This is a genomic window from Pseudomonas medicaginis (assembly GCF_965119365.1).
GTDB lineage: Bacteria > Pseudomonadota > Gammaproteobacteria > Pseudomonadales > Pseudomonadaceae > Aquipseudomonas.
In genome coordinates, this window is sequence record NZ_OZ221631.1 from 5,823,017 (window position 1) to 5,847,063 (window position 24,047).

General features: G+C 62.1%; 23 protein-coding genes. 12 read left to right on the forward strand and 11 right to left on the reverse strand.

Going from position 1 to position 24,047, the window contains the following annotated elements; all coding sequences use genetic code 11:
* Window positions 1-47: 47 nt before the first annotated feature.
* The 5 genes from rluB to ACMTA2_RS25575 all read right to left on the reverse strand — a co-directional run bounded on the left by rluB (window position 48) and on the right by ACMTA2_RS25575 (window position 4,971).
* Window positions 48-1,283 carry a 23S rRNA pseudouridine(2605) synthase RluB gene (gene rluB, locus ACMTA2_RS25555; RefSeq protein ID WP_413792298.1) on the reverse strand — a complete coding sequence of 412 codons (1,236 nt, stop codon included), beginning with the start codon at window positions 1,281-1,283 and terminating at the stop codon, window positions 48-50.
* A 373-nt stretch (window positions 1,284-1,656) separates the two neighbouring features.
* On the reverse strand, window positions 1,657-2,622 hold the full coding sequence (gene scpB, locus ACMTA2_RS25560) for an SMC-Scp complex subunit ScpB (protein ID WP_413792299.1): 966 nt from the start codon (window positions 2,620-2,622) through the stop codon (window positions 1,657-1,659).
* 11 nt (window positions 2,623-2,633) lie between these two features.
* Complete coding sequence (locus ACMTA2_RS25565) at window positions 2,634-3,392, reverse strand: segregation and condensation protein A (protein WP_490166890.1); 759 nt, start codon at window positions 3,390-3,392, stop codon at window positions 2,634-2,636.
* A gap of 72 nt (window positions 3,393-3,464) precedes the next feature.
* Window positions 3,465-4,094, reverse strand: coding sequence for an L-threonylcarbamoyladenylate synthase (locus tag ACMTA2_RS25570; protein ID WP_413792300.1), 630 nt, complete (start codon window positions 4,092-4,094; stop codon window positions 3,465-3,467).
* A 13-nt stretch (window positions 4,095-4,107) separates the two neighbouring features.
* The gene (locus ACMTA2_RS25575; protein WP_413792301.1) at window positions 4,108-4,971 is read right to left on the reverse strand and encodes a PHP domain-containing protein; all 864 of its coding nucleotides are present in this window, start codon (window positions 4,969-4,971) and stop codon (window positions 4,108-4,110) included.
* Between the two features lie 87 nt (window positions 4,972-5,058).
* Between ACMTA2_RS25575 and ACMTA2_RS25580 the strand changes: the two genes are divergently transcribed.
* The 11 genes from ACMTA2_RS25580 (at window position 5,059) to ACMTA2_RS25630 (ending at window position 17,425) form a co-directional block, all read left to right on the forward strand.
* Window positions 5,059-5,655, forward strand: a complete 597-nt coding sequence (locus ACMTA2_RS25580; protein ID WP_413792302.1) for a septation protein A — start codon at window positions 5,059-5,061, stop codon at window positions 5,653-5,655.
* 1 nt (window position 5,656) lies between these two features.
* Window positions 5,657-5,956, forward strand: a complete 300-nt coding sequence (locus ACMTA2_RS25585) for a YciI family protein (RefSeq protein WP_046062580.1) — start codon at window positions 5,657-5,659, stop codon at window positions 5,954-5,956.
* A gap of 108 nt (window positions 5,957-6,064) precedes the next feature.
* The gene (locus tag ACMTA2_RS25590) at window positions 6,065-6,475 is read left to right on the forward strand and encodes an SH3 domain-containing protein (RefSeq protein WP_060740967.1); all 411 of its coding nucleotides are present in this window, start codon (window positions 6,065-6,067) and stop codon (window positions 6,473-6,475) included.
* A 7-nt stretch (window positions 6,476-6,482) separates the two neighbouring features.
* Complete coding sequence (locus ACMTA2_RS25595; RefSeq protein ID WP_413792303.1) at window positions 6,483-7,160, forward strand: response regulator transcription factor; 678 nt, start codon at window positions 6,483-6,485, stop codon at window positions 7,158-7,160.
* A gap of 272 nt (window positions 7,161-7,432) precedes the next feature.
* On the forward strand, window positions 7,433-7,870 hold the full coding sequence (locus ACMTA2_RS25600) for a Spy/CpxP family protein refolding chaperone (protein ID WP_413792304.1): 438 nt from the start codon (window positions 7,433-7,435) through the stop codon (window positions 7,868-7,870).
* 67 nt (window positions 7,871-7,937) lie between these two features.
* Complete coding sequence (locus ACMTA2_RS25605) at window positions 7,938-9,278, forward strand: sensor histidine kinase (RefSeq protein WP_413792305.1); 1,341 nt, start codon at window positions 7,938-7,940, stop codon at window positions 9,276-9,278.
* Between the two features lie 182 nt (window positions 9,279-9,460).
* Entirely contained in the window at window positions 9,461-10,888 is a 1,428-nt protein-coding gene (locus ACMTA2_RS25610; RefSeq protein WP_413792306.1) for a di-heme oxidoreductase family protein, read from the forward strand.
* Between the two features lie 28 nt (window positions 10,889-10,916).
* Window positions 10,917-11,981: an imelysin family protein gene (locus tag ACMTA2_RS25615; protein ID WP_413792307.1), complete on the forward strand. Its 1,065-nt coding sequence runs from the start codon at window positions 10,917-10,919 to the stop codon at window positions 11,979-11,981.
* A 2-nt stretch (window positions 11,982-11,983) separates the two neighbouring features.
* Window positions 11,984-13,081, forward strand: coding sequence for a DUF1513 domain-containing protein (locus ACMTA2_RS25620; RefSeq protein ID WP_413792308.1), 1,098 nt, complete (start codon window positions 11,984-11,986; stop codon window positions 13,079-13,081).
* Window positions 13,082-13,236: 155 nt separating this feature from the next.
* Window positions 13,237-14,385, forward strand: coding sequence for an efflux RND transporter periplasmic adaptor subunit (locus ACMTA2_RS25625; protein WP_413792309.1), 1,149 nt, complete (start codon window positions 13,237-13,239; stop codon window positions 14,383-14,385).
* A gap of 13 nt (window positions 14,386-14,398) precedes the next feature.
* A complete protein-coding gene (locus ACMTA2_RS25630) occupies window positions 14,399-17,425 on the forward strand; it encodes a multidrug efflux RND transporter permease subunit (RefSeq protein WP_413792310.1) in 3,027 nt (1,008 codons plus the stop codon).
* A 122-nt stretch (window positions 17,426-17,547) separates the two neighbouring features.
* Here the strand turns inward: ACMTA2_RS25630 and ACMTA2_RS25635 are convergent, their stop codons facing one another.
* From ACMTA2_RS25635 to colR, 5 genes are all read right to left on the reverse strand, one after another.
* On the reverse strand, window positions 17,548-17,775 hold the full coding sequence (locus ACMTA2_RS25635; protein ID WP_413792311.1) for a hypothetical protein: 228 nt from the start codon (window positions 17,773-17,775) through the stop codon (window positions 17,548-17,550).
* A gap of 2 nt (window positions 17,776-17,777) precedes the next feature.
* Window positions 17,778-18,488, reverse strand: coding sequence for a lipopolysaccharide kinase InaA family protein (locus ACMTA2_RS25640; RefSeq protein ID WP_413792312.1), 711 nt, complete (start codon window positions 18,486-18,488; stop codon window positions 17,778-17,780).
* A 4-nt stretch (window positions 18,489-18,492) separates the two neighbouring features.
* Complete coding sequence (locus ACMTA2_RS25645; RefSeq protein ID WP_413792313.1) at window positions 18,493-19,161, reverse strand: class I SAM-dependent methyltransferase; 669 nt, start codon at window positions 19,159-19,161, stop codon at window positions 18,493-18,495.
* A 115-nt stretch (window positions 19,162-19,276) separates the two neighbouring features.
* The gene (locus ACMTA2_RS25650) at window positions 19,277-20,554 is read right to left on the reverse strand and encodes a sensor histidine kinase (protein ID WP_413792314.1); all 1,278 of its coding nucleotides are present in this window, start codon (window positions 20,552-20,554) and stop codon (window positions 19,277-19,279) included.
* Complete coding sequence (gene colR, locus ACMTA2_RS25655; protein WP_024779529.1) at window positions 20,544-21,227, reverse strand: two-component system response regulator ColR; 684 nt, start codon at window positions 21,225-21,227, stop codon at window positions 20,544-20,546. Before colR ends, ACMTA2_RS25650 begins: the two co-directional genes overlap by 11 nt.
* Window positions 21,228-21,446: 219 nt before the next feature.
* On the opposite strand from colR, the gene ACMTA2_RS25660 reads away from it, so the two are divergent.
* Complete coding sequence (locus tag ACMTA2_RS25660) at window positions 21,447-22,190, forward strand: phosphatase PAP2 family protein (RefSeq protein ID WP_413792315.1); 744 nt, start codon at window positions 21,447-21,449, stop codon at window positions 22,188-22,190.
* 196 nt (window positions 22,191-22,386) lie between these two features.
* Here the strand turns inward: ACMTA2_RS25660 and groL are convergent, their stop codons facing one another.
* Window positions 22,387-24,030, reverse strand: coding sequence for a chaperonin GroEL (groL, locus tag ACMTA2_RS25665; RefSeq protein ID WP_053124505.1), 1,644 nt, complete (start codon window positions 24,028-24,030; stop codon window positions 22,387-22,389).
* Window positions 24,031-24,047 lie beyond the last annotated feature (17 nt).

Sequence of the window (24,047 nt, forward strand, 5' to 3'; positions counted from 1 at the left end):
GGTTGCCGTTTTTTCTTGCAGCTTGCAGCTAGAAGCTCACAGCGGCCTCACTCCGGCTTACGACGCCCGAACCCCGGACGCTGTCCCGAACCTGTCGGTGCACCACGGCGCTTGCCCGATGGCGCGTCGCGGTCGGCCAGGACAATACCCGGGCGCTTTTTCGGCGCTGGCTTGGCCGGACGCTTGGTGTCGGCCGGGCGATCGGCGACTGGCGTACCACGGCCAGCCGGGGCGCCGCGACCTTCGCCACGCTCAGTCCGACCATTGGCCGGACGCGGCGTGCGTGGGCCACGTTCGCCGTCCTGGCGTGGCGCAGGCTTGCGGGCCGGGCGCTCGCCTTCGATCTGCGGCTCACGCGAAGGACGTGGGCCAGTCGGCGCGCCCTCGGCAGCCGGACGCAGCGTGCGCACGCGCTCGGTCTTGCCCATCGGACGCGAGGACTTACGCTGCATCCGCTCCAGCTTGTCCTTGCTCTTGGCGGTCATTTGCGGCATTGCCACCGGCTTGAGACCCACTTCGGCAGCAAGGATGTCGACTTCGTACTGGCTCATTTCACGCCAGCGGCCCATCGGCAGATCGGAGTTGAGGAACACCGGGCCGAAACGCACGCGCTTCAGGCGGCTGACCACCAGCCCCTGGGACTCCCACAGACGCCGCACTTCACGGTTGCGGCCTTCCATCACCACGCAGTGGTACCAGTGGTTGAAGCCTTCACCGCCGGGCGCCTGCTTGATGTCGGTAAAACGCGCCGGGCCGTCTTCCAGCACAACGCCGGCCTTGAGGCGCTCGATCATCTCGTCGTCGACTTCGCCACGCACGCGCACAGCGTATTCGCGGTCCATTTCGTAGGACGGGTGCATCAAGCGGTTGGCCAGTTCACCGTCGGTGGTGAACATCAGCAAACCGGTGGTGTTGATGTCCAGGCGACCGATGTTGATCCAGCGGCCTTCTTTGGGACGCGGCATCTTGTCGAACACGGTCGGACGGCCTTCCGGGTCGTCACGGGTGCAGATCTCGCCGTCGGGTTTGTTGTACATGATCACGCGGCGCACCGTTTCGGCGGCCTCTTCGCGCTTGATCACCTTGCCATCGATGGTGATGGCATCGTGCATGTCGACACGCAGGCCCAAGGTGGCATCTTTGCCGTTGACCTTGATCCGGCCCTGGGTGATCCAGGCTTCCACGTCGCGGCGCGAACCGACGCCGATACGGGCGAGGACTTTTTGCAGCTTCTCGCCCGCTGGGCCGATTTCCTGGCTGTCGTTCTGATCTTGGTCTTTCATTCTGGGCACCTCCCGGTGTGGTCGGGTCAGGCTTGGCCTGACACTTTGGAAACGGGTCTTTCGGCGAAGGGATCGCCAAAGGGTCGCGAATCATACGCTCGTTGAGACGATAGCGCATCAGAGACTAGCTGATCGACGAACGCCCGACGCTTTTTCCGCCGACCGGTGACACGCCGCACCATCCAATGTGAGAGCGGGCTTGCTCGCGATAGCGTCATTACCCTCACCATCTTCGTTGACTGACCCACCGCTATCGCGAGCAAGCTCGCTCCCACAAGGGTTCTGTGGGTATTCGGACCCCATGAACACTGAAGATCAATTGTGGGAGCGAGCTTGCTCGCGATAGCAGAGGTCCAATCACCAAAAAATCGGATCAGTCGTCGAACTTGCGCCGTTCGTTTTCGATCGCTTCAGCCAGGGCGCGGGCTTCGGCTTCTTCGTCGCTCAATTCGGGTTCCGGCGGTTGGAGGGCGGCGACGGCGGCCAGCAGTTTTTCCCGGGCTTCGGCCACGCCGAGGATGTCTTCTTCTGGCTCTGGCTCTGGCTCTGGCTCTGGCTCTGGCTCAGGTTCCGACTCGCTGTCAGGCTCAGGCAACTCATCCGTCTCGCCTTCAGGCCCCGGCCCCTCGCGCAGCAAGTCGTCGAAGTCGGTCTTGAGGCCTTCTTCCATGGTGTCCAGTTCCAGCAACAACGAATGGAAACTGGTTTCCTCCTTGGGCTCCTCAGGCTCGGCACTGGCGTCGGCCAATTCCTGCAGGCCCTGTGGCACCGGGGCGTCGTCGAACTCCAGCATCGGTTCGGGTTCCAGCTCCCGCAGTTCGGCCAGCGGCGGCAGGTCATCCAGGTTCTTCAGGTTGAAGTGATCGAGGAAGCCCTTGGTGGTGGCGAACATCGCCGGCTTGCCCGGCACGTCACGATAGCCGACGACACGGATCCACTCGCGCTCCAACAGCGTCTTGACGATGTTGCTGTTGACCGCCACGCCCCGCACATCTTCGATCTCGCCCCGGGTGATCGGTTGGCGATAGGCGATGAGCGCCATGGTTTCGAGCAGTGCTCGGGAATAGCGCTGCGGCCGTTCCTCCCATAGACGCCCGACCCAGGGCGCGAACTTCTCGCGGATCTGCAGGCGATAGCCGGACGCCACTTCCTTGAGTTCGAAAGCCCGCCCCTCGCAGGACTTGCCCAACAACGCCAGAGCCTTCTTGAAGACGGCCGGCTCGGGTCGTTCGCCTTCTTCGAAGAGTTCGAACAGGCGCTCCATCGATTGCGGCTTTCCCGAGGCCAACAGGAAGGCTTCAAGCAAGGGGGCCAGCTCGCGGGGTTCAGTCAGATTCATTGATTTGCTCGTTATTCGGCTCGTGCCCGCACATGGATCGCTGCGAACGGCTCATTCTGCACCAGCTCGACCAAGGATTCCTTGACCAATTCCAGGACCGCCATAAACGTCACCACCACCCCCAACCGCCCTTCCTCGGCGGTGAACAGCTCGACGAACGGCACGAAGCCGCCGCCCTTGAGCCGCTCCAGCACATCGCTCATGCGCTCGCGGGTGGACAGCGCTTCGCGGCTGACTTGGTGACTTTCAAACATATCGCCCCGGCGCAGGACCTCGGCCATGGACATCAGCAACTCTTCCAGGCTCACATCCGGCAACAGCTTGCGCGCCCGCGCTTCGGGCGCATCGAGCTTGGGCACCACCACATCGCGCCCCACCCGGCTCAAGCCGTCGATGCCTTCGGCGGCGACCTTGAAGCGTTCGTACTCTTGCAAGCGCCGGATCAGTTCGGCCCGCGGGTCGTCTTCTTCCTCCTCGACCTCCGCCGAGCGCGGCAGCAACATCCGCGACTTGATCTCGGCCAGCATGGCCGCCATCACCAGGTACTCGGCCGCCAGTTCCAGGCGCACCGACTGCATCAACTCGACATAGCCCATGTACTGGCGGGTGATTTCCGCCACGGGGATGTCGAGGATGTTGATGTTCTGTTTGCGGATCAGGTACAGCAGCAAGTCAAGCGGGCCCTCGAAGGCTTCGAGGAACACTTCCAGCGCATCCGGCGGAATGTACAGGTCCAGGGGCATTTCCATGACCGCCTGGCCATAGACCATGGCGAACGGCAGCTCCTGCTGCGCGCCGGCCTGGCTGTCGGCACTTTCCACGGCGGTTTCCACTACGGACACTCAGGCCTCGACCATGAACGGCGTCGGATCGCCACAACCGACACGCACCACCTGGGGTTCGCCGTCGGCGAGGTTGATCACGGTGGACGCCGACATGCCGCCGAAACCGCCGTCGATGATCAGGTCCACCTGATGCTCGAGTATCTGGCGCATCTCATAGGGATCGGTCAACGGCTCGGTGTCGCCGGGCATGATCAGCGTCACGCTCATCAGGGGCTCACCCAGCTCCGCCAGCAGCGCCAGGGCGATGGGATGGCTCGGCACCCGCAGGCCGATGGTGCGTTTCTTCGGGTGCAGCAACAGCCGCGGGACTTCCCGCGTGGCATTGAGAATGAAAGTGTACGGCCCCGGCAAATGGGCCTTGAGCAAGCGGAAGGTGCCGGTGTCGATCTTGGCGAACAGGCCCAACTGCGAGAGGTCGCTGCAGATGAGCGCGAAATTGTGCTTTTCATCCAGTTGACGCAGGCGTCTGACACGCTCCACGGCATTCTTGTCGCCGATCTGGCAACCGATAGCGTAGGACGAGTCGGTGGGATAGACCACCACGCCACCGCTACGAATGATTTCAACGGCCTGTTTGATCAGGCGCGGTTGCGGGTTTTCCGGATGAATCTGGAAAAATTGACTCACGTGTTCTACCTGTTCAGACGGCGGCGGTAACGGGATCATGTTTGAATCTACACCATAGTGGCGGCAGATCGTCCGGCAACGGGCGGTATTCGCCGATCTCGGACCAGCCCCCAGGGCCATGGAAATCACTGCCGGCGGTCACCAGCAGACCGAACTCACGGGCCAGGATCGCCAAGCTGCCCACCTGCTCGGCGGGCTGATGGCCGTTGACCACCTCGATGGCATGGCCCCCCGCTTGAATATAGTCGGCCACCAGCCGGCGGCGCTTGCTGCGGGTAAAATCATAGTGCCACGGATGCGCCAGGCTGACCCAGGCGCCAGCGGCCCGCAGGGTCTGGACGGTTTCTTCCAGCGTCGGCCAGTGCTGCTTCACATCCCCCAGCTTGCCGGCCCCCAGCCATTTGCGGAACGCTTCGGCGCGGTCCTTGACGAACCCTTCGCGCACCATCCAGTCGGCAAAGTGAGGCCGGGCCGGTGCGTTGCCGCTGTCGCCCAGCTCCTGCTGGATCTGCCGGGCGCCGTCCAGTGCACCGGGCATGCCCTTGAGCGCCAGCTTGCGGCTGATCTCTTCGGAACGCAGCCAGCGCCCGTCGCGCAATTGTGCGATGGCCTCGACCAGCGCCGGCGCATTGACATCGAAACCGTAGCCCAGCACATGGATGGTCGCCCCGCCCCAGGTACAGGACAATTCGACCCCATTGACCAACTGCATGCCCAGCGCCGTGGCGGCACTGCGGGCCTCGTCGAGGCCTTCGAGGGTGTCGTGATCGGTCAGGGCCAGGACTCGCACGCCGTGCTCGAACGCCCGCGCCACCAGAACCGCAGGCGCCAGGGCGCCATCGGAGGCCGTGCTATGGCAGTGCAAATCAACATTCACGAGAGTTTGTTACCTCAAATCAGCTGGCCCTATCGCGGCCAAGGATGTTTGTTATTATGCCGCCACATCCTGCTTCTGGCTGCCACTGTGAAACAATTCATCGACTTCATCCCGCTCCTGCTGTTTTTCATCGTCTACAAACTTGATCCCCGGGTCGTCGAGTTCGCCGGTCACTCCTTGACTGTAGGCGGTATCTACAGCGCTACCGCGGTGCTGATCATCAGCTCCGTGGTGGTCTACGGCGCGCTGTTCGTGTCCCAGCGCAAGCTGGAGAAGAGCCAGTGGCTGACCCTGATCGCCTGCCTTGTGTTCGGTAGCCTGACCCTGGCGTTCCACAGCGAAACCTTCCTCAAGTGGAAGGCCCCGGTGGTCAACTGGCTGTTCGCCCTCGCGTTCATCGGCAGCCACTTCATCGGTGACCGCCTGCTGATCAAGCGCATCATGGGCCATGCCATCAACCTGCCGGAACTGATCTGGGCCCGGTTGAACATCGCCTGGATCGCGTTTTTCCTGTTCTGCGGCGCCGCCAACCTGTTCGTTGCGTTCACGTTCCAGGCGTACTGGGTCGACTTCAAGGTCTTCGGCAGCCTGGGCATGACGTTGCTGTTCCTGATTGGCCAGGGCATCTACCTGTCCCGTCACCTGCATGATGCCGACCCCACCACGCCCAAAACCGAGGACTGACATGCTCTACGCAATCATTGCCACCGACGTCGCCGACTCCCTGGAAAAACGCCTGGCCGTGCGCCCGGCCCACCTGGAGCGCCTGCAACAGCTCAAGGCCGAAGGTCGCATCGTGCTGGCCGGCCCGCACCCGGCGGTGGACAGCAATGACCCGGGCGCGGCGGGTTTCACCGGCAGCCTGATCGTGGCCGAATTCGACTCCCTGGCCGCCGCGCAAGCCTGGGCCAAGGCCGATCCGTTCGTGGCGGCCGGCGTCTACGCCGATGTCGTGGTCAAGCCGTTCAAGCAAGTCCTGCCGTAAATCCCCCCCTGGCGCGATGGGCCTCCCCGGCTCATTGCCCTCGTTGCTCATCTTTCTCATTCGCCTGCCGACAACCTGTCTAATCTCGATTGGAATTCAGGAGTTGCAATGCGCAAAGGTCCGTTGTGCCTGTTGTTGGTGTCGTTGGCGATCGGAGCGCCCGCCCATGGCGAGGAAAGCACCGAGGGCAGTCATTCGGCGCCCTTGTCCCTGAGCGCCGGCGGCCAGATCGCCGAATTGCAGCAACGCTTGAAAGACAGCGAACGCCAGCGCGAAGAACTGAGCAAACAACTGCAAAATGCCGACAGTGAACGCGAAAGCGCCGTGCTGGCCCGGCTGCGCCAGGAGAACCAGCGATTGAAGCTGCAACTCAAGGAAGCCCAGGCCAGCCCGCTGCCACGCCTGTTGACCGATCAACAGCAATGGTTCGTCATCGGCGCCGGGGTAGCGCTATTGGCCTTGCTCTGCGGTATCTTTGCCAGCGGTGGACGTAGACAACGTCGGCAATGGCTAAATTGAGTGAGTCATGAGCGAGCTGTTACTGATAGATGATGACCAGGAGCTGTGTGAGCTCCTCGTAAGCTGGTTGAGCCAGGAAGGGTTTCAGGCCCGAGCCTGTCACGATGGCCAAAGTGCCCGCAAGGCCCTGGCCGAAACCGCCCCGGCTGCCGTGGTCCTGGACGTGATGCTGCCCGACGGCAGTGGCCTGGAACTGCTCAAGCAATTGCGCAGCGATCACCCGGAACTGCCGGTGCTGATGCTGTCGGCCCGGGGTGAACCGCTGGACCGCATCCTTGGCCTGGAGCTGGGCGCCGACGACTATCTGGCCAAGCCCTGCGATCCACGGGAACTGACCGCCCGCCTGCGCGCCGTGCTGCGCCGCAGCCACCCGACGGCCGTACCCAGCCAGATCGAACTGGGCGACCTGACCTTCAGCCCGGTGCGTGGCGTGGTCAGCATCGACGAACAGGAACAGACCCTCACCGTTTCCGAAAGCCGCCTGCTCGAAGCGCTGCTCAAGCAGCCGGGCGAGCCGCTGGACAAGCAGGAACTGGCGCAGATCGCCCTGGGTCGCAAGCTGACCCTGTACGACCGCAGCCTCGACATGCACGTGAGCAACCTGCGCAAGAAGATCGGCCCCCACGCTGACGGTCGCCCACGCATCGTGGCGCTGCGTAGCCGGGGTTACTACTACAGCCTTTAAAATCCCCTCTGTGGCGAGGGGATTTATCCCCGCTGGGGTGCGAAGCACCCCCAAAATCTTTCTATCACCGGTTACATCCCATAGACCTCAGGGGCCGCTGTGCAGCCCATCGGGGATAAATCCCCTCGCCACAGGGTCGTTCCGAGCGTTTTGTCAGGATCGCACCAAACCCTCTTTACCCAAGCTTTACCCACCCCTGACCGCCGCTGACCTTGATCTCCGTAATCTGCACACATCCGGAACTGACCGGGAATGAGACAAGGAGACACACCATGCGCAAGACCCTTATCGCTCTGATGTTCGCTGCCGCCCTGCCAACCGTTGCCATGGCCATGCCTGGAGACGCCGGCCCGATGGGGCCGATGGACGGCCCGCGTCACGGCGGCCAGATGCACGGCAAAGGTCCGTACAGCCAGTTGGACCTGACCCACGAACAACGCCAGCAGATCCGCCGGATCATGGACGAACAACGTCACAAAAAACGCGAACTGGTCGACAAGTACCTGGCCAAGCTGTCGCCAGCCGACCAGAAAGCCATGCAGGATGAAATGCAGGCCCGGCATCAGAAGGTCGATGCCCAGATCCGCGGATTGTTGAAGCCCGAGCAGCAAAAGGAATTCGACGCGATCCAGAAGAAACAGGCCGAGCGTCGCGCCGAGTGGGCTGAGTTCAAGGCCTGGAAAGCGCAACAGCCGCAAAAAGCGCAATAATGCACTGAAGCGCCCCCAGCCCAACGGCCAATCGCCGTTGGGCTTTCTTTGTTTTCGAGGATTTATCGTGCGTTCATTGTTCTGGCGCATCCTGGCCAGTTTCTGGCTGGCTATCACCCTGGTTGCAGGACTTTCGATCCTGATGGGCCACATGCTGAACCAGGACGCCTGGATTCTCAGCCGTCATCCGGGCCTCAACACCCTGCCCGAAGAGTGGACGCAAACCTACGAAAGCCAGGGCGAAGACGCCGCCCAGGACATCCTGCAACAACGCAAGCGCCAGTATCACATCGACGTCCAGGTGTTCAACGAAAGCGGCGACCCGGTGGTGCGCGGCACCTTTCCACATCGCGCCGCGGCCTTCGAGGCCCGGCAGAAAAACGACGAGCGACGCCTGCCCTGGCGGCGGCTGACCGACGAGTTCACCAGTACCAAAAGCGGTGACACGTTCCTGTTCATCTACCGCATCCCCCACCCCGAACTGGACGCCTGGCACCGCGACAGCCTGCTGTGGCCGCTCAGTGCATTGGGGATCGCGCTGGTGGTGCTGACCTTGTTCAGCCTGTTGGTGACGTTCTCCATCACTCGCCCGCTGAGTCGACTGCGCGGCGCGGTGCATGACCTGGGCCAGGCCACCTACCAGCAGAACAGCCTCGCCAAGCTGGCCAACCGACGGGACGAGTTCGGCGTACTGGCCACCGACTTCAACCGCATGGGCGCTCGCCTGCAGAGCCTGATCGCCAGCCAGCGACAACTGCTGCGGGACGTGTCCCACGAACTGCGCTCGCCTCTGGCCCGGCTGCGCATCGCCTTGGCATTGGCTGAACGGGCCAGCCCCGAGGAGCGTGAAAAGCTCTGGCCGCGCCTGACCCGCGAATGCGACCGCCTGGAAGCGCTGATCAGCGAAATCCTGGTACTGGCCCGGGTCGATGCCGACAACGCCAGCGCCGAGGAGGTGGACCTCAACGGCCTGCTGATCACCCTGCAAAAAGATGCGCAACTGGCTTCACCCGAACAAAACGTGCAGCTGGAAACGGAGCCGAACCTGACCCTCAAGGGCTGGCCAACCATGATCGAGCGGGCGGTGGACAACTTGCTGCGCAACGCCCAGCGTTTCAATCCCGTCGGACAACCGATCGAGATCCGCGCGCTGCATCAGGGGGAGCGGATCCTGATCAGCGTGCGCGACCACGGGCCGGGCGTGGAGCCCGAACACCTGGGCCAGTTGAGCGAGCCGTTCTACCGCGCCCCCGGCCAGACCGCCGCCGGCCATGGCCTGGGCCTGGCCATCGCGCGCCGCGCCGCCGAGCGTCATGGCGGCACGCTGGCGCTGGCCAATCATCCCGGGGGCGGCTTCATCGCCAGCCTGGAACTGCCGCTGGTGCCAGGGGCTGTCGTCCAGCCATAACCTTTCAAATGCCACCCTCTAAAGGGCAGGACCGAACACACGGTAGACCTGTGGCGAGGGGATTTATCCCCTCCCCACACTGGATCAACCATGAGTCAAACCAAACGATAATTCCTCTTATTCAAACTGTTCCGCCCTGTTAGACTTTGCGCCCTCGTTTCACTCATCTCCCAGGTTGCCCGATGCCGTCGTTGCCTCTTCGTCTATGCGCACTGTTCATGGCCCTGGGCCTGAGTGCCTGCGATGATGCCCCGCGCTTTACCCAGGCCGAACCGGGTGAGACCCGTTCCGGTGGCGCCGCGACGGTACGCAAGGCCGACCAGAACGCCTTCTCCCTGCCCTCGGCCAACCTGCCGCCCTCACGGCGTGTGGATTTCAGCGTCGGCAACAGTTTCTTCCGCAGCCCCTGGGTGATCGCCCCCTCGACCACCACCGCCCGGGACGGCCTCGGGCCCTTGTTCAACACCAACGCCTGCCAGAACTGCCATATCAAGGACGGTCGCGGCCATCCGCCGGCGCCGGACGCAAGCAGCGCGGCGTCGATGCTGGTGCGCCTGTCGATTCCCGACACACCGGCCTATGCCAAGGTCATCGAACGACTGGGGGTGGTGCCGGAGCCGGTTTACGGTGGGCAATTGCAGGACATGTCGGTGCCCGGTGTCGTCCCCGAAGGCAAGGTGCGGGTCGATTACACACAGGTCCCGGTACGTTTCAAGGACGGCACCGTCGTCGAACTGCGCAAGCCGAACCTGCAGATCACCCAGTTGGGGTATGGCCCGATGCACCCCGACACGCGCTTTTCCGCCCGTGTTGCGCCGCCGATGATCGGTTTGGGTCTGCTGGAGGCCATCCCCGACGCGGCGCTCCTGGCGAATGCCGAAGCCCAGGCGCGGGAGAACAACGGCATCGCCGGTCGCCCTAACCAGGTCTGGGACGATGTACAACAGAAAACCGTACTGGGGCGTTTCGGTTGGAAAGCCGGTCAGCCCAACCTCAATCAACAGAACGTCCACGCGTTCTCCGGTGACATGGGCCTGACCACGAGCCTGCGGCCCTTCGACGACTGCACCCAGACCCAGGTCGACTGCAAGCGCGCGCCTAGCGGCAATGGTCCGGACGGTGAGCCGGAAGTCAGCGACAACATCCTGCGCCTGGTGCTGTTCTACAGCCGCAACCTGGCTGTACCGGCCCGTCGCGACGTGAATTCGCCCCAGGTGCTGGCAGGCAAGAATCTGTTTTTCCAGGCCGGTTGCCAGTCGTGCCATACGCCGAAATACACCACTGCCGCCAACGCTGCCGAACCGGAGCTGGCGAACCAGGTCATCCGCCCCTACAGCGACCTGCTGCTGCATGACATGGGCGAAGGCCTGGCCGACAACCGCAGCGAATTCAAGGCCAGCGGCCGTGACTGGCGGACCCCGCCGCTATGGGGCATCGGCCTGACCGAAACAGTCAATGGCCACACCCAGTTCCTGCACGACGGTCGTGCCCGCAACCTGCTCGAAGCCGTGCTGTGGCATGGCGGTGAAGCACAAGCGTCGCAGCGCCAGGTTTTAGCGTTCAATGCCGAGCAGCGCGCTGCGTTGCTGGCCTTTCTGAATTCCCTTTAAATGCCTTTTCCAGAAATGGGAGCCTGACATGTTCCGTCCCAAGCTGTTGTTCACCAGCCTCGCCGCCCTCGCCCTCGGGGCTTGCTCGCCCCAGGACCCGCAAGCCGTCACCTCGGCCGCCATCGCCAAGCAAGTGATCCTGCCGACCTACAGCCGCTGGGTCGACGCCGACCGGCAACTGGCGACCAGCGCCCTGGCGTTCTGCCAAGGCCAGGAAAACCTGGAGACCGCCCGCGCCGACTTCTTCAAGGCGCAAAAAGCCTGGGCCGAGTTGCAACCCCTGCTGATCGGCCCACTGGCCGAGGGCAACCGTACCTGGCAGGTACAGTTCTGGCCGGACAAGAAAAACCTGGTGGGCCGTCAGGTGGAACAGTTGGTCAACAGCCAGCCACAGATCGATGCCGCCGGCCTGGCCAAGTCCAGCGTTGTCGTGCAAGGGCTCTCGGCCTACGAGTACTTGCTGTTCGACGCAAAAATCGACATGGCCGACAGCGCACAGAAAGCCAAGTACTGCCCGCTGCTCATCGCCATCGGTGAACGCCAGAAACAACTGGCCGAAGAGATCCTGTCGCGCTGGAACACCCAAGACGGCATGCTCGCCCAGATGAGCAAGTTCCCCAACCAGCGCTACGCCGACTCCCACGAAGCCATCGCCGACCTGCTGCGCGTGCAGGTCACCGCCCTGGACACGCTGAAGAAAAAACTCGGCACGCCGATGGGCCGCCAGAGCAAGGGCGTACCTCAGCCCTTCCAGGCCGATGCCTGGCGCAGCCAGTCGTCGTTGCAAGGGTTGGAGGCCAGCCTGAGTGCCGCCAGGACCGTCTGGGTCGGCGTGGACAACAAGGGCCTGCGCGGCCTGCTGCCAAGCGACCAGAAACCGTTGGCGGACAAGATCGACGCTGCCTACGATGCCTCGTTGAAACTGTTCGCCGGCAGCCAGCGCTCGTTGACCGAAATGCTCAACGACGACGCCGGGCGCCAGCAACTCAACGATTTGTACGACAGCCTCAACGTCGTCCATCGCCTGCACGAAGGCGAACTGGCCAAGGCGCTGGGCATTCAATTGGGCTTCAATGCCAACGACGGTGACTGATCATGTTTCGACGTCAGGTCCTGGCGCTGGGCAGCTTGCTGCTCGGTGCGATCACCCTGGGCGGCTGGACGCTGTTCAAGCAAAAGGACAAGCACCCACTCTTGCTGTCGGCACGGGACGATGGCGACGGCAAGCACTACGCCGTCGGCTATCGACTCGACGGCACGCAGGTGTTCGCCACCCAGGTCAGCCAGCGCTGCCATGACATCGTCCATCATCCGACACAGCCGATTGCGCTGTTCGTCGCCCGTCGCCCGGGCACCGAAAGCTACCTGATCGACCTGCGCGACGGGACGCTGCTGCAAACCATCGCCTCGTTGCCGAACCGGCATTTCTACGGCCACGCGGTCATCCATAAAAGCGGCGAATGGCTGTATGCCACCGAGAACGACACCACCGACCCGGGACGCGGCCTGCTGGGCGTGTACCGTTTCGAAGGCGAGCGGCTGGTGCACAGCGGCGAGATCCCCACCCATGGCATCGGTCCTCACCAGGTGTCCTGGATGCCCGACGGCGAGACGCTGGTGGTCGCCAATGGTGGCATTCGCACCGAGGCCGAGAGCCGGGTCGAAATGAACCTCGACGCCATGGCACCGAGCCTGGTGCTGATGCAACGCGATGGCACCCTGCTGAGCAAGGAAACCCTCGGCCAATCGATGAACAGCGTGCGCCACCTGGGCATCGCCAGTGACGGCACCATCGTCTCGGGCCAGCAGTTCATGGGGGCGGCCCACGAATCGTCGGAGCTGGTGGCGATCAAGCGACCGGGGCAGCCGTTCCAGGCATTCCCGGTGCCCGAAGAACAGTTACAGGCCATGGGGCACTACACCGCCAGCGTTGCTGTGCACAGCGACCTGCGCCTGGTGGCCCTGACCGCCCCGCGCGGCAACCGCTTCTTCATCTGGGACCTGGACAGTGGCGAAGTCCGCCTCGATGCCCCCCTGCCAGACTGTGCCGGCGTGGGCGCGGTGGCCAACGGTTTTGTCGTGACGTCGGGCCAAGGGCGATGCCGCTACTACGATTGCCGGCAGACACAACTGGTTGCAAAACCATTGGATCTGCCGGCCGGGCTCTGGGACAACCATTTGCATCTGGCCTGAACAGGGGAGCGAAGGCCATCGGCGCCGAGCTCCCTGTTTTTTCGGAAAAGTCCCACGCAACACCGACCCGCCAACATCTGGAAACGCCCGCACACTCGGAGTAATGTGCCCGCCTATCTGTATTTTCTCTCAGTTCTTTTCCAAGGAAGTGGAACATGCTGCGACGCCGCATGCTGATCATGTTGGGTGTTGTCCTGCTGGTGGTGTTGTTGCTCGCCGGCTACAAGGCCTTCTCCGTTTACCAGCAGATCCAGATGTTTTCTGCACCTAAACCGCCGGTCAGCGTGGCCGTGGCCACGGCCGCCCAGCAACCCTGGCAGGCCCGCCTGCCCACCGTTGGCAGCCTCAAGGCGCTGCAAGGCGTGGACCTGAGCCTGGAAATCGCCGGGACCGTGCAGAAGGTGCAGTTCCAGTCCGGGCAGAAGGTCAAGGCCGGCCAACCGCTCCTGCAACTGGACAGTGAAGTCGAAAGCGCCCTGCTGGAAACCGCCGAGGCCGACCTTGGCCTGTCGCAACTGGATTTCGGTCGCGGCCGACAACTGGTGGGCAGCCAGGCGATCTCCAAGGGCGAATTCGACCGGCTCTCGGCGCAACTGAAAAAGAACCAGGCCACGGTCAACCAGCTCAAGGCTTCGCTGGCAAAAAAACAGATTCTGGCGCCATTCAGCGGCACCATCGGCATTCGCCAGGTGGACGTTGGCGACTACCTGGCCAGCGGCACGGTGATTGCCACCCTGCAGGACCTCAGCAGCCTTTACGTGGACTTCTACGTCCCTGAGCAAACCGTGCCCCGGCTCGCCGTTGCCCAGTCGGTCAACGTCAGTGTCTCGGCCTATCCCGGGCAAAACTTCGTCGCCACCATCAGCGCGATCAATCCCAAGGTCGAGGACAGCACCCGCAACGTGCTGGTGCGCGCCACCCTGGCCAACCCCGATGGCAAGCTGCTGCCCGGCATGTTCGCCAACCTGCAGGTCATCCTGCCGGACGTGGCGGCCGGAATCGTCGTGCCGGAAAGCGCCGTGACGTACACCCTCTACGGCAACTCCATGTACGTGGTGACCCAGAAGAAAGCCGCCGACGGCACGTTGGAGAAAGACGACAAGGGCCAGCCGGTCCTGATCGCTGAACGGCGTTTCGTAGAAACCGGCGAGCGACGCGATGGGCAGGTGCTGGTGTCCAAAGGCGTGCAGAGTGGCGAACAAGTCGTGATCGCCGGCCAGCTCAAGCTCGATAACGGTACGCCGATCGCCATCAGCGACGACAAGACCCTGACCGAACAGAACAGCCCGCCGCGCGCGGACTGATCAAGGAACCCCCATGGCTTTTACCGATCCGTTCATCCGCCGTCCGGTGCTCGCCACCGTGGTCAGCCTGTTGATCGTGCTGCTGGGCTTCCAGGCCTGGAGCAAGTTGCCCCTGCGTCAGTATCCGCAAATGGAGAACGCCCTGATCACGGTGACCACCGCCTACCCCGGGGCCAATGCCGAGACCATCCAGGGCTACATCACCCAGCCGATGCAGCAGAGCCTGGCCAGTGCCGAGGGCATCGACTACATGACCTCGGTCAGTCGCCAGAATTTCTCGGTGATTTCGGTCTATGCCCGCATCGGCTCCAACAGCGACCGGCTCTTTACCGAGCTGCTGGCCAAGGCCAACGAGGTCAAGAACCAACTGCCCCAGGACGCCGAGGACCCGGTCCTCAGCCGCGAGGCCGCCGACGCCTCGGCCCTGATGTACATCAGCTTCTTCAGCAAGGAACTGAACAACCCGCAGATCACTGACTACCTGTCCCGAGTGATCCAGCCCAAACTGGCGACACTGCCCGGCATGGCCGAGGCCGAGATCCTCGGCAACCAGGTCTTCGCCATGCGCCTGTGGCTGGACCCGGTCAAGCTCGCCGGCTTCGGCCTGACCGCCGCCGACGTGACCAATGCCGTGCGCCAGCACAACTTCCTCTCCGCCGCCGGTGAAGTGAAGGGCGAGTACGTCGTCACCAGCATCAACGCCAACACCGAACTCAAGTCCGCCGAGGCCTTCGCCGCGATCCCGCTCAAGACCGACGGCGACAGCCGCGTGTTGCTGCGGGACGTGGCCCGCGTGGAAATGGGCGCCGAGAACTACGACACCATCAGCTCCTTTGGTGGCACACCCTCGGTGTACATCGGGATCAAGGCTACGCCCGGTGCGAACCCGCTGGATGTGATCAAGGAAGTGCGCAAGATCATGCCGGACATGGAGGCCCAGCTCCCGGCCAACCTCAAGGCCGAGATCGCCTACGACGCCACCCTGTTCATCCAGGCATCCATCGACGAGGTGGTAAAAACCCTGTTCGAGGCGGTGCTGATCGTCATCGTCGTGGTGTTCCTGTTCCTCGGCGCCCTGCGTTCGGTGGTCATCCCGGTGGTGACCATCCCGCTGTCGATGATCGGCGTGATGTTCTTCATGCAGTTGATGGGCTACTCGATGAACCTCCTGACCCTGCTGGCCATGGTGCTCGCCATCGGCCTGGTAGTGGACGACGCCATCGTGGTGGTGGAGAACATTCACCGGCACATCGAGGAAGGCAAGACCCCATTCGACGCCGCGATAGAAGGTGCCCGGGAAATCGCCATGCCGGTGGTCTCGATGACCATCACCCTGGCAGCGGTGTATGCGCCGATCGGCCTGCTCGAGGGCCTGACAGGCGCCTTGTTCAAGGAATTCGCCCTGACCCTGGCCGGAGCGGTGGTGATCTCCGGGATCGTCGCCCTGACCTTGTCACCGATGATGTGCGCCCTGCTCCTGCGCCACGAGGAGAATCCCTCGGGGCTGGCCCATCGGCTGGACATGATTTTCGAACGCTTGAAGAGCCGTTACCAGCGCATGCTCCATGGCACGCTCAATACCCGGCCAGTGGTGCTGGTGTTCGCCGTGATCGTCCTGCTGCTGATCCCGGTGCTGATCATGTTCACCAAGTCCGAACTGGCCCCCGACGAGGACCAGGGCATCATCTTCATGATGGCCAGCGCCCCGCAGCCAACCAACCTCGACTACCTGAACACCTACACCGATCACTTCATTACCATCTTCAAGGAGTTCCCGGAGTACTACTCCTCGTTCCAGATCAATGGCTACAACGGCGTACAGTCGGGCATCGGCGGCTTCCTGCTCAAACCCTGGAACGAACGCAGCCGCACCCAGATGGAAATCCTGCCGGAGGTCCAGGCCAAGCTGGAAAGCGTGCCTGGCTTGCAGATCTTCGGTTTCAACCTGCCCTCACTGCCGGGCACTGGCGAAGGCTTGCCGTTCGCGTTCGTCATCAACTCACCGAAGGACTATGCGACGCTGCTGGAGGTCGCCGACCGGGTCAAGAAGCGCGCATTGGAATCCGGAAAGTTCGCCTTCATGGACATCGACCTTGCGTTCGACAAGCCAGAAGTCGTGGTGGATATCGATCGCGCCAAGGCCGCCCAGATGGGCGTTTCCATGGAGGACCTGGGCGGTACCCTGGCGACGCTGCTGGGGGAGTCGGAGATCAATCGCTTCACCCTCGAAGGCCGCAGCTACAAGGTCATTGCCCAGGTCGAACGACCGTTCCGGGACAACCCCGACTGGCTGAACAATTACTACGTGAAAAATGCCAAGGGTGAATCGCTACCGCTATCGACCCTGATCAAGGTCAGCGACCGGGCGCGACCGCGACAACTGAACCAGTTCCAGCAGCTCAATGCGGTGACGATTTCAGGCTTCCCCATCGTGAGCATGGGCGAGGCCATCGAGACCGTCCGCCAGATCGCCCGGGAAGAAGCACCGGTGGGGTTCGCCTTCGATTACGCCGGGGCCTCGCGCCAGTTCGTCCAGGAAGGCAGCGCGTTGTGGGTAACCTTTGCCCTGGCCCTGGCGATTATCTTCCTGGTGCTCGCCGCGCAGTTCGAAAGCTTCCGGGACCCACTGGTGATCCTGGTGACCGTGCCGTTGTCCATCTGCGGCGCCTTGATTCCGTTGTTCCTCGGCTGGTCGAGCATGAACATCTATACCCAGGTGGGGCTGGTGACGCTGATCGGCCTGATCAGCAAGCACGGGATCCTGATCGTCGAGTTCGCCAATCAGTTGCGCAGGGAACAGAACCTGACGCCGCGCGAAGCCGTGGAACAAGCCGCCTCGATTCGCCTGCGGCCGGTGCTGATGACCACCGCGGCGATGGTGTTCGGCATGGTGCCGCTCATCTTTGCCACGGGCGCCGGGGCAGTGAGCCGCTTCGACATCGGTACGGTGATCGCCACGGGCATGTCGATTGGCACCTTGTTCACCCTGTTCGTGCTGCCTTGCGTCTACACGTTGCTGGCCAAGCCGGACAAGGCTTGAGGGCTGTTCAAGCAAGCCCCTCGCCACGGGTGGGTATTTGACTGGTTTTTTTGGGGGGCTGGTAAAAACGCCAAAAATAAAGGCCTCGCACGGGGGAGGCCTTTATCTGGGTTTCAGGGCTTTCAACTCTGTGGCCTCATCCCTTGGGACAGGCTGAACATGAACAGCAACAGATCATCGTCCGGTCGGATCGCTTCGCTGGCCTTTGCCACGCGCGGCAGGGGACAATGCGCGCCCGCACCGGAAACACTGAGGATCTGCGAGCGTGGCTGCTCCCATACAGCCACCGCCATCGATGCAACTGCCAGGGCTCCAACTAAAAACAAACCTCTAGCAATTTCTAGTTTCATGGCTATAAACCTTTGATAGCGCTGCCAAACGCCGCTTCATAAAAGTAGACGAGTTTTTTCCAGTCGACATCGCTGAACGACGAATGGCGCCGCAATTGCTTCAGGTCATGGGAAGCCGCACGCCGGGCCGTCAGGCGCTGGCGACACTTCTCCAGATCCAACAGGGCCACCTCAGGCTTGGCCGCCTCGCCCTCCCCGGTCACGCGCACGAAAACATGCTTGATGTAGATGCAGCTGTGCTGCCAACGGCCCTTGTGCATGCGGGCCAGGTTTTCAGCCAGCTCCCGGAGGATCTGGTCATGCACCGCTTCGCCATGACGCTCGCGGCCGCCGCCGGCATACCAGTGTTCGATCTCCTCGAAACCTTCGAGCGCACGGGTCACCAGCAACGCCCGCCATTTATGCTCCGGGTCCGGCTGGGCCCCACAGAACACCAGCTCGGGCACCCGTACATTGAGTCGAGGCAACGCCAGGAGCGCATCCTGCTCGCGCAACACCGTCGGACGACCGAACGGGTGCAGCCAACTGCGATAGATGTGTCCGGTCTGGCGCTTGGCATACAGCAACTCACCGTCCTTGCTGGTGATCCGTTGTACGCCGCTTTCGCCGCCACGCCGTACGTTGGGCTCTTCTACCCATTCACCTTGCAAGCTCCAAAAATAATCGAAGCGGTCCCGCGGAATTCCTGACGCCTCTGCTACCTGCACAACCATGCTTTTACCTCTTGCGTAATACATAAACTCGCCACATGGCATAGAGCGGTAGGAAATCCAGTCGTTCCTGGATACGGAACCCGGCCTGGCGAAATTCCTCTTCTACTGTAGCAACCGGTAACACAAATCGATTCTGGTAGTCTTTCTGCCCACGGTTGCGCTCTTGGCGCTTGCGTTTCCAGGCCTTGAAATTGCCATCGACCCACAATGAAACAATCACGCTGTCGCGGCTGACCCGCTCGAATTCCTTGAGGATCGCCAGACGATGCGCGGATTCACCGATGTGATGCAGCAGCCGCATGCAAAAAATGCTGTCGACGGCGTTATCAGGCAAGGCAATGTCGAACGCAGATGTGTGCAAGGGTTGTACCCGTTTCACCACATCGGCCGGTTGAGCCGTCATGGCCGCCCTGAGCATGGCCTCGGAATTGTCTGCACCGATGATCACCCGGTTCGGCTTTTCGGCCAGCAAGGACCAGAAACGCCCCGCACCGCAAGGCAGGTCCAACACCAACCCCGGATCGCCGACAAGCGCCAACGCTCGGCGGGCCAGCTGTTGATCCCGCTGGTTGGACAGGCGACGGCTCATGCCGCTGCGATGCTTTTGGAAATATTTGCGAGCATGCTGCTCGTCATATTTTTCGGAAAAATCCAGCTTGATGGGGTTGGGCATTGAGGGGGCCTCCATTACAGATCGGCCCCACCTTATGAATCGACATGTCATCGCGTTGTGAAAACAAAGTCATGTAGACGCCACCAATAGTTACAAGATTTGTCCGCACGCACACTCATCCCGTCGGGTTCAACTGCACTTCGAAATGGCAGCCGCTGGGCTCCATCGTGCTGAGGCCCACGGTCCAGCCCTGGTTTTCACAGATCCGCTGCACCAGCGACAGTCCCAGTCCCAACCCCTCGCCGCGCTGCTCGTTACCGCGCACGAACGGCTCGAACATCGCCTCGCGCTTCTCTTCGGGAATGCCCACGCCGCTGTCCTCCACGACGAAACCGGTAGCGCTCAACGACAGGCGGATGAAGCCCTGATCGGTGTAGTGCAGGGCGTTACGCAACAGATTGCCCATCACGGCCGTCAGGAACGTGGCGTTATACAGGGTATCGAGGGGTTGCCCGGGTTCGAAGATCAGTGCCAGGCCCTTGGATTCGATGGGCGCGCGCCACACGCCGAGAAGCTCCTCGGCCACCTGCCCCAGGGTCAGACGAGGCGACATGCCGTTGTCTTCGCGTTCGGACCTGGCCAGCATCAGGAAAGTCTGCACCAACTCGCGCATCTCTTCGCTGGCTCGATTGATGCGCTCGACCTGGGTACGACCGCGAGGGTCCAGCGCCGGGTTCTCCAGCAGCAACTCACAGGAGGTCGCCAGGACCATCAACGGCGTGCGCAACTCATGGCTCACGTCGCTGGTAAACAAGCGCTCGCGGGTCAGGGCCTGGCGCAAGCGCCCCAGTGTGGCGTCGAACGCCACGGCCAGTTCACCCACCTCGTCGGCAGCATAATCCGGGGCCAGCGGCGGCGCGAGGCCGAGGAGTTGGTCCCGATGGCGCACTTGCCGGGCCAGGCGAACCACAGGCGCCATCACCCGACGGGCCAGGACCCAACCCAAGAACACCGCCAGCGCCAGGCTGAGCACGAAGCCCACCAGCACCACGGCGAACAGCACCCGTTCGCGCTCTTCGAAGTCGCTCTGGTCTTGCAGCAACACGTAGTGCCGGCCGTCAACGATCTCGACCATGGCGTGGTAGGACAACTGCTCGCGAAACACCTCGTGAAAGCCGCGCTCCAGATGACGCAAGTCCTTGGGCAACTCGAAGTCACCCGGGCCGCCGCTGAAATAAAACAACTGGTCGGGTTCCGGTCGATGGCTCCAGTCCGAGACGCTGTCCATCAACAACAGGCGTTGCAGATCACCGCCAAGCCCGGCGGAAATCAGTTTTTCTTCAACCAAATGGACCGTCGCCACGATACCCATGGCGAACGCGCCAGCCACCAATGCGCTCATCAGCGCAAACGCGATGATGATCCGTTGGGCGAGGCTCTGCTTAAACTCCATCGCGGCCCTCGGCCAGGCGATAGCCGACGCCGTGCACGGTGTGCAATAAGGGTTTTTCGAACGGTTTGTCGATCACCTGGCGCAGTTGATGGACATGGCTGCGCAAGCTGTCGCTGTCCGGGCAATCGTCGCCCCACAGCGCTTCTTCGAGGATTTCGCGGCGCAACACGTGAGGACTTTTCTGCATCAGTACCGCCAACAGTTTCAGGCCCACGGGGTTGAGCTTGAGCAGCTTGCCTTCACGGGTCACTTCCAGGGTATCGAGGTCGTAGCTCAGGTCACCGACCTGCAAGGCACGGCGGCCACCGCCCTGGGCTCGACGCATGACAGCTTCGATCCGTGCGGCCAGTTCCGACAGGGCAAACGGTTTGATCAGGTAGTCATCGGCCCCGGACTTGAAGCCCTGCAAACGATCGTCCAACTGATCCCGGGCGGTGAGCATGATCACCGGTGTGTCGCGCCGAGCGTCTTCGCGCAGGCGCTTGCACAAGGTGTAGCCGTCGATGCCCGGCAGCATGATGTCGAGCACGATCAGGTCATAGTGCTCGGTCGCGGCCAGGTGCAACCCCGACAAACCATCCTGGGCACAATCGACGGTGTAGCCCTTGAGCCCCAGGTAATCGGCCAGATTGGCGAGAATGTCGCGGTTGTCTTCGACCAGTAGAATTCGCATGGGCACCTCTGCATACACAGTTAACGGCCATCTTGGCCCGCGCAGCTTACGGCCAAGTTTGGCTCACGGCTAGGATTGTATCGGCTGTGGCAGCCTGGACCCACAGCCGGACTGCAAGGCATTGACGAGTTTTTCACCCAACATTCACACCGTCCCGACGCAACGCAGACCAGACTGCGCATCGCGCTGCTTACGCCTCCCACCACCAAAGGTACTGCCATGGTTTCCACCGCCATCCGCCCCGCTTCCAGGCCCCTGAATTTCTGGATTGCCCTCGGCCTGCCTGCCGTTGTCGCAGCGATTCTGGTGTTACTGGAGCTGACCACGTTGGACATGGACCTGGCCAAGCTGTTTTACGACCCGATGGCGGGTGGATTTATCGGTCGCCACAGCTTTTTTCTGGAAGACATCCTGCACGACCGGGCCAAAGAAGTGGTGATCGCATTTTCCATGCTGGCGATTCTTGGGTTCATCGGTGCGTTTTTCATCGCCCGGCTCAAACCGTTCAAGCGGGAATTGGGTTGCCTGGTGCTGTCCCTGGCACTGGCGACGTCCTTCGTCACCCCGATGAAAGCGGTGACGGCGGTGCAATGTCCCTGGAGCCTGAAGGAATTCGGTGGCAAGGAAACCTATAGCGAACTGCTGAGCCCACGTCCGGCCACGGACAAACCCGGTCGATGCTGGCCCGGCGGTCACGCCGCCACCGGGTTCACGTTGTTTGCGCTGTTTTTTGTGCTGCGCGACCGCCGTCCACGCCTGGCCCGCCAAGCCCTGGTACTCGCCTTTACGCTAGGAACGGTGTTTTCCCTGGGGCGGATGATGCAAGGGGCGCACTTCTTTTCCCACAACGTGTGGACGGCGGTGTTCTGTTGGCTGATTGGCCTGGGGTGTTACTACTACATCTTGTACCGCCCGGCCGCCGTTGCTGAGCGTGTCGCTGTAACCAGTCCCGCCAATGCCTGAACTGAACCACATCCCAATGTAGGAGCGAGCTTGCTCGCGATTACGATGTGTCAGCTCTTGTATTCGGCACTGACCCACCGCTATCGCGAGCAAGCTCGCTCCCACAGGGGATTGACACCGTGTCATGAATCCAAGGCAATAAAAAACCCCGCTTGCTTTCGCAGGCGGGGTCTTTCGCTACAGGGGTAAGGCTGGCTTACATCATGCCGCCCATGCCACCCATGCCGCCCATGTCTGGCATACCGCCGCCAGCTGGAGCGTCTTCCTTGATTTCAGCGATCATCGCCTCGGTGGTGATCATCAGGCTGGCAATCGACGAAGCCGCTTGCAGAGCCGAACGAGTCACTTTGGCCGGGTCCAGGATACCCATTTCGATCATGTCGCCGTATTCGCCGGTGGCAGCGTTGTAACCGTAGTTACCCGAACCCTGCTTGACCTTGTCGACCACAACGCTTGGCTCGTCGCCGGAGTTGGCAACGATCTGGCGCAGCGGCGCTTCTACAGCGCGACGCAGCAACTGGATGCCCACGTTCTGGTCATCGTTGTCGCCTTTGAGTTCGCTGATGGCTTGCAGGGCACGAACCAGTGCCACGCCGCCGCCAGGCACCACGCCTTCTTCGACGGCTGCGCGGGTAGCGTGCAGGGCGTCTTCAACGCGGGCTTTCTTCTCTTTCATTTCAACTTCGGAACCAGCGCCAACCTTGATCACTGCAACGCCGCCCGACAGCTTGGCCAGACGCTCTTGCAGTTTTTCACGGTCGTAGTCGGACGAAGTCTCGGCCACTTGTGCGCGGATCTGAGTCACGCGAGCCTGGATGTCAGCCTCGACGCCAGCACCGTCGATCACGGTGGTGTTTTCCTTGGACAGGATCACGCGCTTGGCGTTACCCAGGTGTTCCAGGGTGGTGCTTTCCAGGCTCAGGCCGATCTCTTCGGAGATAACGGTACCGCCGGTCAGGACGGCGATGTCCTGCAGCATGGCCTTGCGACGGTCGCCGAAGCCTGGAGCCTTGACGGCTGCGACTTTAACGATGCCACGCATGTTGTTCACAACCAGGGTCGCCAGGGCTTCGCCTTCAACGTCTTCAGCCACGATCAGCAGTGGGCGGCCGGCCTTGGCAACGGCTTCCAGCACTGGCAGCATTTCGCGGATGTTGGAGATCTTCTTGTCCACCAGCAGGATCAGCGGGCCGTCGAGCTCGGCGGTCATGGTGTCTGGCTTGTTGACGAAGTACGGGGACAGGTAGCCACGGTCGAACTGCATGCCTTCTACGACCGACAGTTCGTTTTCCAGGCCCGAGCCTTCTTCAACGGTGATCACGCCTTCTTTACCGACTTTTTCCATGGCTTCGGCAATGATGTCGCCGATGGAGTTGTCGGAGTTGGCCGAGATGGTGCCGACTTGGGCGATAGCCTTGGTGTCAGCGCAAGGCTTGGACAGGGCTTTGAGTTCTTTGACGATGGCGATGGTCGCCTTGTCGATGCCGCGCTTGAGGTCCATCGGGTTCATGCCGGCAGCGACGGCTTTCAGGCCTTCGTTGACGATCGATTGAGCCAGTACGGTCGCGGTGGTGGTGCCGTCACCGGCGTCATCGTTGGCACGGGAAGCAACGTCCTTGACCAGTTGCGCGCCCATGTTTTCGAAGCGGTCTTTCAGCTCGATTTCTTTGGCTACGGAAACGCCGTCCTTGGTGATGGTCGGAGCGCCGAAGCTCTTCTCGATGATCACGTTACGGCCTTTCGGGCCCAGGGTCGCTTTTACTGCGTCAGCCAGGACGTTGACACCGGCGAGCATTTTCTTGCGGGCGGAATCGCCGAATTTAACTTCTTTAGCAGCCATGATCGATATTCCTTAAA

Coding starts and splice junctions, on each gene's coding strand:
- rluB (WP_413792298.1), bottom strand. CDS start 1,283: ATGAAAGACCAAGATCAGAACGACAGCCAGGAAATCGGCCCAGCGGGC.
- scpB (WP_413792299.1), bottom strand. CDS start 2,622: ATGAATCTGACTGAACCCCGCGAGCTGGCCCCCTTGCTTGAAGCCTTC.
- ACMTA2_RS25565 (WP_490166890.1), bottom strand. CDS start 3,392: ATGGTCTATGGCCAGGCGGTCATGGAAATGCCCCTGGACCTGTACATT.
- ACMTA2_RS25585 (WP_046062580.1), top strand. CDS start 5,657: ATGCTCTACGCAATCATTGCCACCGACGTCGCCGACTCCCTGGAAAAA.
- ACMTA2_RS25590 (WP_060740967.1), top strand. CDS start 6,065: ATGCGCAAAGGTCCGTTGTGCCTGTTGTTGGTGTCGTTGGCGATCGGA.
- ACMTA2_RS25595 (WP_413792303.1), top strand. CDS start 6,483: ATGAGCGAGCTGTTACTGATAGATGATGACCAGGAGCTGTGTGAGCTC.
- ACMTA2_RS25600 (WP_413792304.1), top strand. CDS start 7,433: ATGCGCAAGACCCTTATCGCTCTGATGTTCGCTGCCGCCCTGCCAACC.
- ACMTA2_RS25610 (WP_413792306.1), top strand. CDS start 9,461: ATGCCGTCGTTGCCTCTTCGTCTATGCGCACTGTTCATGGCCCTGGGC.
- ACMTA2_RS25615 (WP_413792307.1), top strand. CDS start 10,917: ATGTTCCGTCCCAAGCTGTTGTTCACCAGCCTCGCCGCCCTCGCCCTC.
- ACMTA2_RS25620 (WP_413792308.1), top strand. CDS start 11,984: ATGTTTCGACGTCAGGTCCTGGCGCTGGGCAGCTTGCTGCTCGGTGCG.
- ACMTA2_RS25625 (WP_413792309.1), top strand. CDS start 13,237: ATGCTGCGACGCCGCATGCTGATCATGTTGGGTGTTGTCCTGCTGGTG.
- ACMTA2_RS25630 (WP_413792310.1), top strand. CDS start 14,399: ATGGCTTTTACCGATCCGTTCATCCGCCGTCCGGTGCTCGCCACCGTG.
- ACMTA2_RS25635 (WP_413792311.1), bottom strand. CDS start 17,775: ATGAAACTAGAAATTGCTAGAGGTTTGTTTTTAGTTGGAGCCCTGGCA.
- ACMTA2_RS25640 (WP_413792312.1), bottom strand. CDS start 18,488: ATGGTTGTGCAGGTAGCAGAGGCGTCAGGAATTCCGCGGGACCGCTTC.
- ACMTA2_RS25645 (WP_413792313.1), bottom strand. CDS start 19,161: ATGCCCAACCCCATCAAGCTGGATTTTTCCGAAAAATATGACGAGCAG.
- ACMTA2_RS25650 (WP_413792314.1), bottom strand. CDS start 20,554: ATGGAGTTTAAGCAGAGCCTCGCCCAACGGATCATCATCGCGTTTGCG.
- colR (WP_024779529.1), bottom strand. CDS start 21,227: ATGCGAATTCTACTGGTCGAAGACAACCGCGACATTCTCGCCAATCTG.
- ACMTA2_RS25660 (WP_413792315.1), top strand. CDS start 21,447: ATGGTTTCCACCGCCATCCGCCCCGCTTCCAGGCCCCTGAATTTCTGG.
- groL (WP_053124505.1), bottom strand. CDS start 24,030: ATGGCTGCTAAAGAAGTTAAATTCGGCGATTCCGCCCGCAAGAAAATG.